Origin of the sequence: Rhodococcus sp. T2V (assembly GCF_029269925.1) — a bacterium.
Lineage (GTDB): Bacteria > Actinomycetota > Actinomycetes > Mycobacteriales > Mycobacteriaceae > Rhodococcus_F > Rhodococcus_F koreensis.
In genome coordinates, this window is record NZ_JARJBD010000030.1 from 45058 (window position 1) to 58991 (window position 13934).

Consider the following 13934-nt stretch of genomic DNA (forward strand, 5'->3'; position numbering starts at 1 on the left):
CGATGCGCAGCGGCGGTGGTTGCTGTTCGCCGCGCCATCCCCAGAGTTCGGCGAGGCACCCGCTGCCGCAGGTTCAGGAGCCGAGCACGTCACCGGGGCGTACCCAGGTGCCGCGGCTGGCGTAGGAGATCAGCTCGGCGAACGTCCACGCCATGTTCGCCAGGGTGTCGCCGCCGATGCGGGTGTCGTTGACGAAGACGTCCATGGCGAGGTCGAAGCGACCCTCGTCCTCGTAGTCGACGAACTCGTCCACACTGACCAGCACCGGTCCGAGGGTGGTGGCGGTGTCCTTGCCTTTTGCGGGGCCCAGGCCGACCCGCATCTCACGGCCCTGCAGATCCCGGGCGGACCAGTCGTTGAGGATGGTGAACCCGGCAACATGATCGAAGGCCTCGTCGACGGACAGGTTGTACCCGGCTTTCCCGATCACGACCGCGACTTCCAGTTCGAAGTCGAGCACTTCGCAGCCCGGGGGCATCCGAACGGCTGCGCCGGAGCCGATCGCGGCGTGCGGGTTGGTGAAGTAGAAGGTGGGCGCGTCGTACCAGACCTGCGGCACGTCGGCGGCACCGGTGACCGCGCGCAGCGAACCGGCGGTGTGTTGCTCGAACGTGATGAAGTCGCGGATGCTGGCGACCGGAACCGGCACCGCCAGTTCGGTTGCCGGATCCCAGGGCAGCCGGTGCCCGTCCAGCGCCCCGCTCGGGTCTTCGGCCGCGAGGACGGCGAAGACGTCGGCGGACTCCGACAGCAGGGTGATGTGATCGTCGTCGACGACGCCGTGACGCCGGATGCCGTCGACGAGCAGGGACCCGATTCTCATGCGTGCTCCTCGTCGAAGATCGCGACGGTGCGGGTCCACCCGGCCGACGCCTGATGGATCTTGACGGGAAAGCACGCCACCTGGAACCCGGAGGAGGGGAGCGCGTCGAGGTTGCCGAGTTTCTCGATGTGGCAGTATCCGATCTCCCGTCCGGCGTGGTGACCCTCCCAGATGATGCCGGCGTCGCGGGTTTCGGCGTACCGGCGGGCGGTGAACGCGAATGGTGTGTCCCAGCTCCAGGCGTCGGTGCCGGTTACCTTCACCCCTTGGCGGAGCAGATGCAGGGTCGCCTCACGGCTCATTCCGCAGCCGGAGTTCACGTAGTCCTCCCGGCCGTACCGTTCTCCGGCGCGGGTGTTGACCAGCACGATGTCGAACGGGGCGAGGGTGTGACCGATTCGGTCCAGTTCGTGATCGACGTCCTCGGCGGTGACGACGTAGCCGTCGTCGAAGTGCCGGAAGTCGAGTTTGACGCCGCGCCCGAAGCACCACTCGAGGGGGACTTCGTCGATGGTGATGGCCTTCTGGCCGCCGTCCATGGTGGAACTGTTGTGGTAGGGGGCGTCGAGGTGGGTGCCGTTGTGGGTGGACAGCCGGACTTTTTCGATCGCCCACCCTTCCCCGTCGGGTAGGTCCTCGGCGCCGGCGCTGGGAAGAACTGCAGCAGGTCGTCGCGGGTGTGAGCGTGGTCCAGGTAGTCGATTTCGGGCAGGTGGCCGGGTGGGTCGGAGGCGATGCCTGCTTGCAGTGACACGGAGAGGTCGACGATGCGTCGCATGATGTGGATTTCCTCAGTTGTTCGGGGATGGATGCGGTCGGCTCATTCCTGCGCGGGTATCACCGGCAGCAGTATCGAGGTTCCCGAGGCGGGGCCGGTGTGCACGGTGGTGACCCCGTCGAAGATTCCGGCCGGGCGGTAGTGCGGGTCGTCGTGCACGAAGACCCCGTTGCCGCGTTGCTCGATGCCGTAGGCCACCGGCCACGGGCCGTCGCCCGGCATCTGGAAATCACTGCCCGACAGGGTGACACCGAGGCGGTAGCCGGGTGGGACGACGAGGGAGGTGGGCCAGATCTCGACGTCCAGGTCGACCGGCCGGCTCGGGGTGAGGGGCAGGGTGCGGGTGTGCGGGTGCCACGGCTGGTGGGGGAGGCTGCGCCCGTGGTCGAGTTCGCGGTGGGAGGCACGCAGCCACCCCACCGCCAGCACACCGTGTTCGTCGATCGCGGACACCAGCGAGACCTCGTTGCCGTCCGGGTCCTGCACGCGCAGGGTGACGAACAGGTCGGCGTCGGTGGTCGTGGACGTCAGCCGCACCCGCGCCGACGCGGGCCCGGTGATCTTCAGTACTTCGGTCAGCGGCTCGGTCCAGAAATCGGCTCCCGGTCCCAGCGCCGGAAAGTCGACACTGTGCTCGCCGGCCGGACCGGTGGTACTCAACGATCCGGAGGCGGCGTCGAGGTGAAAGCGGGTCCACCGGGTGCGGGCCAGCGGCCACTCCTGCTCGTCGCGGCCCTCGAACGTCCCGTCGACGTGGCGCACGTTCAATCGCACCGGCGGCTGGTCTTCCCACCCGGTGTCCTCGCCTTTGAGGAAGTGGCCGAAGAACCGTTTCTGCAGCCCACACCGTAATCGGTGTAGAACTCGGTGTAGTGCCCGTGACCGTGCACTTCGAGCCACTTCTGCGGTGACGCCACGTGGGTGTAGCCGTCGAAGTTGCCGCGGGTGTGCAGGTGGTGCGCCCAGTTCGCGGCCGACAGCACCGGTACCTCAATGCGGGACAGGTCCGGGGTGCGGGCGAGGCTGAACTCGTCGAGGACGTGCCGGTTCCGGGCCTCCGGTCGGACGGAGATCGCCGAGTGCCGCTGGGACCACCGCGGACCGGCGCCAATGCGCTTTTCGAGGTTAGTGGATCAGTTGACAGAATTGGTCGATCCAATTATGTTCGGCGTCGGTCGCAATGCGGCCCGAATGTGACTGCTGACACTGCAGGGCGGTTCTCCCGGTTCGGTGGGGCCAGAACCTCTCGATAGACAGGGTGACTCTTGCCAAGACAGTCAGTCTAGTTTACGGTCTGTGACCGACGGCACAGCCAGGTGTGCCGATCGGAATGCTGTTCGACGACGAAGGAACGCCCCTCCGGCGGTGGAGTCTTCGGCTCGAGTGGCACCAATTTGAGTGGAAATGCGATAACTGGCAGTAAGTGAGGTGATGGCCATGCAACAGCAGTCGACCGGAAGCAGGCCGTATCGCGGCGTTTGGGATTGAGCCGCTGCTGACGGACTTCGAGTGACTGTGTGCGTGGCCTCGTGTGGCGCCACAAATGGCGAAGAACATCGCCAGGTGATCTCTCCAGACTTCCCTACCCTCGGAGATGTCAACTCTCTCCATTTCCCTCTTTTCAGAATCCAAATCGTCTCTCGCAGATCGGGATCGCACCTGCATCCCGTTGACAGCCCGCGCAATCACAAGGAGAACTCGAGTGATCATCGTCGAACAGAAGCAAAGAATCCACCGGGCCGCGCGGATTGCAGGCCTGGCTGCTGTGCTTATTGCGCTCTGCGTCACGTCCAACGGTGTAGCGAGTGCGGACACCCTTATCCCTCTACCGGATGGGTCGAAGGCAGGACCGCATGTGACCGTGACGCGTACGGCGGAGAGTGCGCTGGTGTCGCCGTCGTTGGCGGCCAACGGTACTGGTCGTACTGCGTGGGTGTCGGGCACCGTGACCGCAGATGTCAAGGGCATCAAAGAGGTTGCCGAGGTTGCCGGCGCAAATGGGACGCCTAACACAGCGGGAACGTATAACGGCACGAACGGATCGACCACGCACGGTGTTTCGCGAGTCTCGACCGGCTACATAGTGGGTTGTCAGGTGGATGTCACTGGGCTGTCCGCGAACCCATCGCTCAGCTTGGGAATGGATTCGCTCGCGACGTCGTTGGGTCTGACAGTTCCGCTGAGCTCCGGTGAGGTGAAGTACGTCCCGGTCACCGCCAAGGACATTCCGAAGGACGGTGTGTACACGTTGCAATACCACGACGCCGAACTTCAGGTCCAGAACTGTGGCGGCTTCGCGCAGGCTCGCGCGTACACGGTCATGGAAGTCGTGGGCAACGACTACTCGAAGACCGTTCTGTACGGAGCCCCATTCAGCATCGGCTGATTCCTACGGCACTTCCTATTCATCTTCTCGCGTGCGCGAGGCTTCTATCCCTGAGAGGGAACAATGATCATCAATCGTAAGAACGTCGCGCGCCTGACCGCGGCGAGCGCCGCTGCCGCCGCGACCATGTGCTTCATCTCAGTTGGTGCTGCGAACGCCGACACTTTCGTTCCACTGCCCGGTGGATCGGTCACGCAGACGTTGGCCGACGGAACCGTCGTCACAGTGAACTTGACGGACGAAAGCGCAAACGTTTCCCCGTCCATGGGCTCGACCCCCTTACACCGCAACGTCTGGGTGTCGGGGAAGGCCTCGGTGAACCTTCAGGGCAACACGGCGAAGACCTCCTACATTTACCCGGGATACATCTTGGCTTGTCAGGTTGACTTCGGCGCCGGCGTCAGTGGCAACGCGGGAGCTTCTGTCACCCCGAGCCAACTGGCCACCGGAACTGCCTCGATCCCGGTCTCCGGCGGCACCAACGGTGGAGTGACGCTCGGGCCAGGGCAGGCGGTCGACGCAGCCATCCTCGACAACGAAATGGCTGACGCATACGGATCGGAAATTCACTGGGGAGCTCACTACTTCCAGGGTGAAACAGGCTCGGTCGCATGGTCCGATTCCTCTCTCGGTGTCAGTGGCTGCGCCGGCTACGCCCAGGCTCGCTCGTACGTCAAGGTTGAGGTAGAAACCGAGAACGTCAAGAGCACCGTCACCCTGTGGGGACAGCCCTTCAGCATCGGATAGCCGACTGCCGATCGATCCCCTCACCCGCAGCCTGGTGCGGGACTGGGAGGGAGTACGCATGGGCACGTGCCGTCGTGCAACGTCCTGAACGTGGCGCTCATTGTGACCAAAGGCAACATTCGGGGGCGAGCGCGGTGGGCACCTTGTCCAGCCTCCGTGGGGGCCACCGAGCTATGTCACCATCTCGATGCCGGCCGCGGTGTCGGTGTTGGACGCGCGGGCTCTAGAAACCATCCGAATGCTGAGCGGACTGATGATCATTCAGCGAGGGCCGAAGCTGTCCGTTCCTCGAGTTCGGGCGCGGAGGGCGTCGAGTGCAACGATGCGTCTGACGGCGCCGGCGACGAGGCCGTCGATGGGGCTCTAGCAGGTGGGAAGGTCATCGAGGGAGTTCCACGACCTGACCGGACGCGAGTGCACCGGCGTGGGTGTTGCCCTCGACCAGAACGGCCGTCGGGATGAGCGAGCAGGAGTGGGACGCCCGGGGGGATCGCGGAGTTGACCATCCAGGCGGCCGCGGAACTGGGGAACTGGGGCGTTACGGTCAACGCAATCGCACCACCCGCCGCCGGCACCCGGATGACGGTCGGCGCCGGCGGCAAGATCACCGTCGCCGAGGGCCGGCGGCACGGCCCTGCCCAGGACAAGGGCGATCGCTGGGAGCCGAAGGAGATCGGGCCGGGAGCCCCCGGTCCTCCATCGCTTCGGCTATTGTGGAACCGGTTCGGGTACAAGGACTAGGCGAGCCGAAGCTGTAGTCTTTCGGGCCCCTGGGTTGCCGCCGACGATCCGGAGAATGCCGTTGACGTGACCAGGTGTGTCTCAGGAAACCGGGTGGCCAACACTTGCAGAGCTTCGGTCATTTCAGTTCGTGCCAGTACGTGCCCGAGGCATAGCCGGTGTCCGCGCCCGAAGGTGAGATGCTTGGTCGCGTTCGCCCGGGTCAGATCAAAGACGTCGGGGTCGGGGAACATCGCAGGATCACGGTTCGCAGCAAAGATGTTGAGCGCGATCGGTGTGCCCGTGGAAAAGTGGATGTCGTTGATGACCAGGTCTTTGGTTACCGTCCGCAAGATGGTGTGCAGGGACGGCTGCAGGCGCATCGATTCGTCGATCGCTGCTGTTGCCAGGTCCGGGTTCTCGACGAGTGCATCCCATTGACTCCGGTTCTGCATGAGAAGTGCCACCGCGGAACCCAACTGCAGCCTGGTGGTGTCATGTCCCGCAAAGAGAAGATTGACAAGAGCGCCAAACATTTCCCCCTCGGAGAGGCGGTCCTCGTTGCCCGGGTCGGATTCCGCTTCGATGATCGCTGTGACGAAGTCGTCAGCCGGTTTCGCGCGGCGAAGAGTGACCAGATCCCGGAAGTACTCGTATAGCCCGAGCAACGCGCGATCGATTTCGGCCCTGTATGGGTCGATGGGGTGGTGGGAGAGTCGTGCAAGACTGACCGTCCACTCCTTGAAGAGAGGAATATCTGCGACGGGCACGCCGAGTAGACGACAGACGACTTCGATGGGATACGCATCGTTGAAATCAGCGACGAAATCCAGCTCACCACCGAGAGAGTGTGCGTACAGAAGTTCCTCGGCGACCGCACGCATGACCGGACGAAGTTGCCTCACCCGGGAGGCCGAGAATGCCAACTGCAGTACGCGCCGGATCGGATCGTGACGGACCCAGGGCATTAGCGGAAGCATGCCTTCTGACGCGTACCGAATAATGAGGTCCGAAGCGTTCTGCTGTCGGTAATACTCGCTGCCTGCTCCGTCAAGGTGCTCTTTATCCAGAGTGAGTTGGGAACAGGTTTTGTATGACAGGACCTCATAGCCACGAACAGACCTAGCCAGCCATATTTGCTCGCGTGCCGTGCGCACTACCGACGCTGGATCTAATTGGTATTCGGGACTTTCGTATTCAAGATATGGAATTTCCAGGTCTTCCAGGGCGCGTATCGGCGTCGTCATTGTGAATATCCCTGCGGTCCGGAATGGCCGTTTATGCCAGCGCGCGCAGGCGCGGAGCGAGATCGCGTTCGAAGAGTTGGAGGAAGCGTTTCTGGTCATGTCCGGGGGCGTGGAATACCAGGTGATTGAGCCCCGCCTCGGCATATTGTTTGATCTGCTCGACTGCATGGTCGGGATCCGATGCAACGATCCACCGCTTGGTGACCTGTTCGATGGGTAACGCGTCCGCCGCCGCCTCCATCTCGATCGGATCCTCGATGCTGTGCTTCTGCTCCGCAGTCAGCGATAGCGGAGCCCAGAAACGTGTGTTCTCTCGTGCGCTCGCGGGATCGGTGTCGTAGGAAAGCTTGATTTCGATCATGCGATCGATGTCGGAGATATCGCGGTCGAGCTTCTGGGCGCCTTCCCTGACCGCAGGAAGCAGCTTCTCGGTGTAGAGGTCCATCCCCTTACCGGAAGTGCAGATGAAGCCGTCGCCTGCCCGGCCCGCGTACCGCGCGACGACTGGGCCGCCGGCGGCGATGTAGATGGGGATGCCGCCCTTGGGTACGTCGTAGATGCAGGCTCCTTTTGTGCGGTAGTACGAGCCCTCGAAGTCCACCCGTTCACCGCTCCATAATGCGCGTATCAGATCTACCGACTCGCGGAGTCGGCCAAAGCGTTCCTTGAACTCGGGCCACTCGCCCTCGAATCCGGTGGCGATCTCGTTCAGTGCCTCGCCCGAGCCAACGCCGAGCATGATGCGGTCGGGGTACAAGCACCCCATCGTGGCGAAGGCCTGCGCGATGACCGCCGGGTTGTACCTGAATGTCGGTGTCAGCACTGATGTCCCGAGCTGCACTCGCTTCGTCCGCTCGCCGACGGCAGTCATCCACGCGATCGAGAATGGAGCGTGGCCCCCGGTGTGACGCCACGGCTGGAAATGGTCGGAGACGGTGACGCTGTCGAACCCGTGCTCTTCCGCTGCGACACCGATTTCGACAAGTTCGCGGGGGCCGAACTGCTCCGCTGATGCCTTGAGACCGAGCTTCAGGTCCATTTCTCTCCGATCGAGTCGTCTGGAAGGCCGAGGCCGCAGCCTCGGCTGTGATGTGCGACATACCCTAGCACTTGAACCAAGCGCATGCTTGGTTCATTGGGGAGTGATCTGAGGATGTGGGGATTCCCCCGGGGATGGTCCGTTGCTGCGCGACTCCATCGGTTGTTCATCGCCCGAACGTGGTTCGACCACCTGTGCGTTGAGAATCTTCTCGACTACCGGATCGGAGCGGCGCGGCTCTACTTGACACATGTGATGCACCTCATAACAATAGACCGCAGCAAGCGCATGCTTGGTTGTGCTGTCCGGGAATGAAGAGCACCACCCGTGTTTGCCGACGAGATGCCGGTCCAGCGCATCCGTAGGCGCACAAATCGGGCTTACCTCCGAACTCACCGGGGTGCAGAGATTCCAAAATCCACCGAGCGGTTTCAGAGAAGTCCTGCGCCGCTGTGCTGGGTCGGCAACACGCGGTTCCTCGACCGCTCCGAGAAAGCAAGGGAGATTCGTATATGAGGCTGCGAAGGTCGGCTGCCATGTCGGCATCGGTTCTCGTGGTGCTCGCCGCCGGATGCGGCAGCGCCGGTGGCGAAAGCACAGCGGTTGCCAGCGGCTCCTGCACCGCTGATCGGATCGGTGGATCAGTCACGCAAGGAACGCTTCTGACACCGCGCGGTCTCGATCCGGTCGGACAGCCCGGAGCGGCGGGAAGCGGTGGGACCGAGGTCCAAGCGCTGTTCGACACACTGATGACCTACAACACCGAGTCCCAGGTCTACGAACCACAGGTCGCCGAATCGCTGACTCCAAATGCGGATTTCACCGTGTGGACGATGACGCTTCGCGAGGGCATCCGATACGGCAACGGCGACATACTGGTTGCCGACGACGTCAAACGGAACGTCGAGCGACACCAGTCACCGGCCAACACCCAGGTCTCGCGCGGTGAAGCGCTGACCATCGCGTCGATGGATGTACCCGATCCTCGGACGATCCGATTCACCCTCGACAGTGCATATCCGAACTTCCCGCACGTGCTGGCAACGGATGTCGGAATGGTTACCAATCCACGTGTCGTCGATGCGTTGGGCCCGGAGCAATTCGCTCTGAACCCCCGAGGCGCAGGGGTCGGTCCCTACGAGCTGGCGAAGTACGCACCGGGCGAAGAAATCGTCATGACCGCCAAACCAGACTACTGGGGTGGTCCCGTCTGCATTCAGGCCCTCCGATTCATCAGTATCCCGGGCGCAGAGGGCACCCTCGATGCGCTCCGTACCGGCGAACTTGATGTGGCACTGCTGCGGGAACCCCCCGCGATCGCCGAAGCACGTGGCGAAGGTTTTGCCAGTCTGCCGACGCTGTTCAACTACGGCGAAGGAATCGTCATGAATTCGGCCCCCAGCCGACCTGCCGCAGACGTCCGGTTACGTAGGGCGATCGTCGCCGCCGTCGATCCCGACGCAGTCAATACCCGAGTGTTCAACGGCACCGCACTCGCGACCTCCGCGCTGATCCACAAGGACACCCCCGGCCTGTACTCCGGAGCAACGGGGCCGTCCTATGACCCCGACCTGGCGAAGGAACTCGTCAGCGAGGCGAAGCGCTCGGGTTGGGACGGCACCATTCGCCTACTGGCGGACAACAGCCCTATACGCATCAACGAGGCTATCGCGGTCAAGGCGCTGCTCGAGAATGTCGGTTTCACCGTCCAGCTCGAGAATGACAAGTCATTGGCCGAGGTGGTCGGCAAGGTCGCCTCGGATCGCGATTACGACCTCGTCATCTGGGGTCCGAACTACACGAACGAGGGTCTCTGGGCGCTGATGAACCGCCAGCTGAACAGTCAGAGCAAATCGAATTACTACGGGTACGCGGACCCGCGAATGGATGACGCCCTGGCGGCTCTGCGAACTGCGACGTCACCCGAGCAGGAACAGGAGATCGTCGCGCGCATGCAGGAAATCCTCGACGACTCCCCGGTCATCGCGAACTTCGCGGCCTACGAGGAGGACAACGTTCACTCATCCCGGGTGGGTGGACTGATCCTCACCCGAGGAAGCGTTCTGCGTTACGACAAGGCGTTCGTTGCGGGGGCGTAGGTGCGGTGCCGGGGAGGTGACACGATGACGCGCAGGATCGTGGCTGTGTTCGGCAGGGTCATTCCAGTGCTGATCCTCGTGAGCTTGGGTACGGCCTTCCTGATCGAATTGGTGCCTGGCGATCCCGCCGTCGCGGTCGTGGGAGCCGAAGGGGCCCCCGAACAGTACGCAGCGGCGCGCGAGGCGCTCGGTCTCGACCGACCTTTGTTCGTGCGGTACTTCGACTGGGTGGGTGGACTCCTGCACGGCGATCTCGGTCGTACCCTCGTGCCACCCGTTCAGGACGTCGCGAGTCTGATCGCAGCCCGGCTACCCGTCACACTCGAGATCGCCGTTCTGTCGGTCGGTCTGGCCTTGGCGATCTCCATCCCCGCCGGCACCTGGTCGGCATACCGCTACGGCCGAACCTTCGACCGACTGACATCCGCAATGTCCTTCGGGTTGATCTCGATTCCGAGTTTCCTGCTGGCGCTGATCGTGATCTATCTCGTCGTGTTCAGGCCTGAGATCGTCACTGCTTTGATCATCGCGGTCACCGCAACGACGGCCGCAATACTGATTCTCGCGGCGGGGCGGAGCCGATCGACGAAGACCGCGCGGGAACGCCGACACGTGACGCTCGCGGCAATCGGGATTCTGGCGGTCGGGATTCTCCTAGTAATCTTCCTTCCCGACTTCCCCCGTCAAGGGTTCGTACGCATCGGCGACGGCGGGCTCGGCGAGAACCTGCGCACGGTCGCACTTCCGGTACTCGTCCTCGGGCTTGCCGAAAGCGCCCAGCTCACACGCGTTCTCCGCAGCGACATGGTGACCACACTGAACGACGATTTCGTACTCGCCGCCCGAGCCCAGGGGATGCCGCGACGCCACATCCTCATCAAGGAAGCCCTACGCCCGTCAACGTTCTCACTGGTGACTGTCGCCGGCATCAGCTTCGGCAGGCTGCTCGGCGGCACAGTGATCGTGGAGACGATCTTCCGGCTTCCGGGTATGGGAACGCTCATCGTCGAGAGTGTGTCGAGAAAGGAATTCATGGTGCTGCAGGCCGCAGTCTTGACGGTCGCGGCGCTGTACGTCCTCGTCAACGCCCTCGTCGATATCTCGTACCTCTACCTGGACCCGAGGACCCGCGATGACCGTCCATGAGCGAATCGAAGAACCCGTTCACGGCGCACCGAGCGCTGACACCGAAACAAGCGCCGACCCCGCGCCGCTACCCGGGCGCCGCACATCACGCCCCGGCACGAGGCGGGGCCGGCGAATCGGACTCTGGCTGAGTGCGGGCTGGCTCGCCATCGAGTTAGTGGCTGCCGCCACCGCCGATCTCCTGCCGCTCGCCGAGGGCCGCGACCCGTCGTCGACCCTCGACGCGCCCATCCTCATGCCGCCGAACCCGCTTTCGGCACATCCACTCGGCACCGATCGCCAAGGCCTCGACATACTCAGCGGCGTGATATTCGGGGCGCGGACCTCGCTGACCGTTGGCTTTGGCGCCGTCCTGATGGGCATCACGATCGGCGGCATCCTGGGGTTGCTCGCCGGGTACTACCGGGGGAAAACCGACACGATTCTGAACTTCCTCAACGATTCGCTGTTGGCCTTTCCGCCGTTGATCCTTCTCCTCGCGTTGTCCTCGGTTGTACAACCCAACGTCCGGAATGTCACCGTCGCACTCGGTGTGCTGGCCGTTCCAACCTTCTTCCGGCTTGCGCGCGCCAACACGATGACCTACTCCCAAAGGAATTTCGTGCTGGCGGCCAAGGCGCTCGGCGCTACGAGCCCTCGGATCCTCGGTCGCGAAATCGTTCCCAATGTGCTGGCCTCGACGATCGCCTACGCATTCGTCGTCGTCGCCGTGCTGATCGTCGCGGAGTCGTCCCTCAGCTTCCTCGGCCTCAGTATCCAACGCCCCGAACCAACCTGGGGAAACATGATCGCGGCCGGTCAAACGGATCTGGCGAAGCACCCACACCTCGTCTTCGTGCCGGGCGTGATCCTGTTTCTGACCGTGCTGTCGTTGAACCAGATCGGTGACTGGGCACAGCGGAAGTGGGATCCGCGCGCACGCAAGATTTAGCTTCCCCTGGACCTGTGGAGGATGACCATGCAGCGAAAACCATTGCTGGAAGTACGCGACCTGACGACGATCTTCGACACGCCGAAGGGCCCCCTGCGCGCGGTGGACGGCGTCTCATTCACTGTCGAGCGCGGCAAATCGCACGGAATCGTCGGCGAGTCGGGATCGGGCAAATCGGTTCTCGTCCGAACCATCATGAACTTGCTCCCCGGTAGCGCGTCGGTGACGCCCGAGTCGACGGTGTCCTTCGGCGGGCGAGACATCGACACCATGAGCGCTGAAGAGAAGCAACACCTCTGGGGTCCCCAGATCAGCATGATCTTCCAGGATCCGATGACGGCATTGAACCCAGTTCGGAAGATCGGGGCGCAGATCGCAGACCCCCAGCGCTTTCACCTCGGCCGAAGCAAGCGAGAGGCATGGGAGAACGCGGCGGACCTGCTCACCCGGGTCGGCATCTCCGACCCCCGCCGGCGACTCGACCAGTATCCGCACGAGCTCTCGGGAGGGATGCGCCAACGGGTCATGATTGCAATCGCCATCGGATGTGAGCCGGATCTTCTGATCGCGGACGAGCCGACAACTGCCCTCGACGTCACGGTGCAACGGCAGATCCTCGATCTGCTCAGCGTGCTACAACGCGACCGTGACATGGGGATGATCCTCATTACCCACGACCTGGGCGTGGTCGCCAGGCACACCGATGACGTCTCCGTGATGTACGCGGGCCAATTCGTCGAGTCCGCCCCGACGCGGGTCCTGTTCCGCCGCATGCGGCACCGCTATACCTCGGCGCTGTTCCGCTCGACACCTCGCATCGATGCAACACCACACTCACGGCTGTTCACGATTGCCGGACGACCACCGGATCTCCTGCATCCCCCCTCCGGGTGTCGGTTCGCGGCCCGGTGCAACCACGTTCTGGCGGACTGTGCGCGAACGCCGAAATACGAGCTGATCGAAGGCACCCACCGGCTGGCGTGCCACAACCCCAACGCAGGCACCCTCACCATCCAGGACGAAGGAAGACCATGACCGCGACTGTAGGTGCGCACCAACACCGGACCGATATCGTGCTGTCGGTCGAGGACCTCGAAGTGGAATTCCCCAGCGGACGATCCGGCTCGACGAGAGCCGTCGCCGGCATCAGCTTCGATGTCCGGCGCGGAGAGACACTGGGCATCGTCGGCGAATCGGGATGCGGCAAATCGACTACGGCGCGGGCAATACTCCAGCTGACACGTCCGTCGAAGGGCGTCATCCGGTTCGAAGGCCGGGACTTGACGATGCTGTCGCACCGTGAGATGAGGACCGTCCGGCGGAAACTGCAGGTCGTGCTCCAGGATCCGATCTCATCGTTGAACCCACGGCGGAAAGTTCGCGACATCGTGCGCGAGGGCCTGTCGATCTGGGACGTTCCGGACGCCGAAATGCGCGTTCGTCGGGCGATGGAGGCGGTCGGCCTCGATGTGGACTCGGTGGGGGATCGGCTGCCGAGCGAGTTTTCCGGTGGTCAGTGTCAGCGCATCAGCATCGCACGTGCCTTGGCGCTGGAACCGGAGATGGTGATCTGCGATGAGCCGGTGTCGGCGCTCGACGTCTCGGTCCAGGCGCAGATCGTCAATCTGCTCGAGGATCTGAAGGCGCAGTACGGCCTGACGCTGCTCTTCGTGTCGCACGACTTGAGCGTCATACGGGTGATCAGCGACCGGGTGATGGTCATGTATCTGGGAAAGATCTGCGAGATCGGGCCGGTCACGGAGCTGTTCGACAATCCAGGCCACCCATACACGAGGACGTTGCTCGACGCGCTCCCCGTCCCGGATCCCGACGTGGAGTGGCAGTCCGCGCCTCCGGTGGGGGAGGTTCCGTCTGTCCTCGCACCGCCGTCGGGGTGCCGATTCCGAACCCGGTGCCCTCGCGCGAGGGCGGTGTGCGAGGCGGAGGAGCCGAGGCTGACCGAGACGGCCGCGGGCCACTTGGTGTCTTGTCATTTCCCGCTGGAATGAACTCGCACC

At 63.5% G+C, this 13934-nt stretch carries 11 protein-coding genes and 2 pseudogenes; 8 read left to right on the forward strand and 5 right to left on the reverse strand.

Annotated elements, in window-relative coordinates:
* Positions 1 to 73 precede the first annotated feature (73 nt).
* The 3 genes and pseudogenes from P3H15_RS24490 to P3H15_RS24500 form a co-directional block, all read right to left on the reverse strand.
* Positions 74 to 823, reverse strand: a complete 750-nt coding sequence (locus tag P3H15_RS24490) for a fumarylacetoacetate hydrolase family protein (RefSeq protein ID WP_276139593.1) — start codon at positions 821 to 823, stop codon at positions 74 to 76.
* Positions 820 to 1601 (reverse strand): annotated as a pseudogene (locus P3H15_RS24495) (cyclase family protein). The gene P3H15_RS24490 and the pseudogene P3H15_RS24495 overlap by 4 nt, the downstream one beginning before the upstream one ends.
* A gap of 42 nt (positions 1602 to 1643) precedes the next feature.
* Positions 1644 to 2375: a CocE/NonD family hydrolase C-terminal non-catalytic domain-containing protein gene (locus P3H15_RS24500; RefSeq protein WP_276139594.1), complete on the reverse strand. Its 732-nt coding sequence runs from the start codon at positions 2373 to 2375 to the stop codon at positions 1644 to 1646.
* Between the two features lie 931 nt (positions 2376 to 3306).
* Here P3H15_RS24500 and P3H15_RS24505 point away from each other — a divergent pair.
* The 3 genes and pseudogenes from P3H15_RS24505 to P3H15_RS24515 all read left to right on the forward strand — a co-directional run.
* Positions 3307 to 3987 (forward strand): MspA family porin, encoded by a 681-nt coding sequence (locus P3H15_RS24505; RefSeq protein WP_276139646.1) that lies wholly within the window; start codon positions 3307 to 3309, stop codon positions 3985 to 3987.
* A 63-nt stretch (positions 3988 to 4050) separates the two neighbouring features.
* Positions 4051 to 4734 (forward strand): MspA family porin, encoded by a 684-nt coding sequence (locus P3H15_RS24510; RefSeq protein ID WP_276139595.1) that lies wholly within the window; start codon positions 4051 to 4053, stop codon positions 4732 to 4734.
* Between the two features lie 486 nt (positions 4735 to 5220).
* Positions 5221 to 5475: pseudogene (locus P3H15_RS24515) on the forward strand (hypothetical protein); the annotation flags it as partial.
* Here the strand turns inward: P3H15_RS24515 and P3H15_RS24520 are convergent.
* Positions 5472 to 6701: a cytochrome P450 gene (locus tag P3H15_RS24520; protein WP_276139596.1), complete on the reverse strand. Its 1230-nt coding sequence runs from the start codon at positions 6699 to 6701 to the stop codon at positions 5472 to 5474. The pseudogene P3H15_RS24515 and the gene P3H15_RS24520 sit on opposite strands and share 4 nt — an antisense overlap.
* 31 nt (positions 6702 to 6732) lie before the next feature.
* On the reverse strand, positions 6733 to 7740 hold the full coding sequence (gene fgd / locus P3H15_RS24525; RefSeq protein WP_276139597.1) for a glucose-6-phosphate dehydrogenase (coenzyme-F420): 1008 nt from the start codon (positions 7738 to 7740) through the stop codon (positions 6733 to 6735).
* 536 nt (positions 7741 to 8276) lie between these two features.
* Between fgd and P3H15_RS24530 the strand changes: the two genes are divergently transcribed.
* The 5 genes from P3H15_RS24530 to P3H15_RS24550 are packed head-to-tail and all read left to right on the forward strand — an operon-like array spanning position 8277 to position 13925.
* Positions 8277 to 9839 (forward strand): ABC transporter substrate-binding protein, encoded by a 1563-nt coding sequence (locus tag P3H15_RS24530; protein WP_276139598.1) that lies wholly within the window; start codon positions 8277 to 8279, stop codon positions 9837 to 9839.
* Between the two features lie 24 nt (positions 9840 to 9863).
* The gene (locus P3H15_RS24535; protein ID WP_276139599.1) at positions 9864 to 10985 is read left to right on the forward strand and encodes an ABC transporter permease; all 1122 of its coding nucleotides are present in this window, start codon (positions 9864 to 9866) and stop codon (positions 10983 to 10985) included.
* A complete protein-coding gene (locus tag P3H15_RS24540) occupies positions 10972 to 11916 on the forward strand; it encodes an ABC transporter permease (RefSeq protein WP_276139600.1) in 945 nt (314 codons plus the stop codon). Before P3H15_RS24535 ends, P3H15_RS24540 begins: the two co-directional genes overlap by 14 nt.
* A gap of 27 nt (positions 11917 to 11943) precedes the next feature.
* Positions 11944 to 12951 carry an ABC transporter ATP-binding protein gene (locus P3H15_RS24545; RefSeq protein ID WP_276139601.1) on the forward strand — a complete coding sequence of 336 codons (1008 nt, stop codon included), beginning with the start codon at positions 11944 to 11946 and terminating at the stop codon, positions 12949 to 12951.
* Positions 12948 to 13925: an ABC transporter ATP-binding protein gene (locus tag P3H15_RS24550; RefSeq protein WP_276139602.1), complete on the forward strand. Its 978-nt coding sequence runs from the start codon at positions 12948 to 12950 to the stop codon at positions 13923 to 13925. The genes P3H15_RS24545 and P3H15_RS24550 overlap by 4 nt, the downstream gene beginning before the upstream one ends.
* Positions 13926 to 13934 lie beyond the last annotated feature (9 nt).

What these genes read in the sequence shown, in the direction of transcription:
- fgd (WP_276139597.1), bottom strand. Translation starts at nt 7,740, where the DNA reads ATGGACCTGAAGCTCGGTCTCAAGGCATCAGCGGAGCAGTTCGGCCCC.
- P3H15_RS24550 (WP_276139602.1), top strand. Translation starts at nt 12,948, where the DNA reads ATGACCGCGACTGTAGGTGCGCACCAACACCGGACCGATATCGTGCTG.
- P3H15_RS24535 (WP_276139599.1), top strand. Translation starts at nt 9,864, where the DNA reads ATGACGCGCAGGATCGTGGCTGTGTTCGGCAGGGTCATTCCAGTGCTG.
- P3H15_RS24520 (WP_276139596.1), bottom strand. Translation starts at nt 6,701, where the DNA reads ATGACGACGCCGATACGCGCCCTGGAAGACCTGGAAATTCCATATCTT.
- P3H15_RS24510 (WP_276139595.1), top strand. Translation starts at nt 4,051, where the DNA reads ATGATCATCAATCGTAAGAACGTCGCGCGCCTGACCGCGGCGAGCGCC.
- P3H15_RS24540 (WP_276139600.1), top strand. Translation starts at nt 10,972, where the DNA reads ATGACCGTCCATGAGCGAATCGAAGAACCCGTTCACGGCGCACCGAGC.
- P3H15_RS24490 (WP_276139593.1), bottom strand. Translation starts at nt 823, where the DNA reads ATGAGAATCGGGTCCCTGCTCGTCGACGGCATCCGGCGTCACGGCGTC.
- P3H15_RS24545 (WP_276139601.1), top strand. Translation starts at nt 11,944, where the DNA reads ATGCAGCGAAAACCATTGCTGGAAGTACGCGACCTGACGACGATCTTC.
- P3H15_RS24530 (WP_276139598.1), top strand. Translation starts at nt 8,277, where the DNA reads ATGTCGGCATCGGTTCTCGTGGTGCTCGCCGCCGGATGCGGCAGCGCC.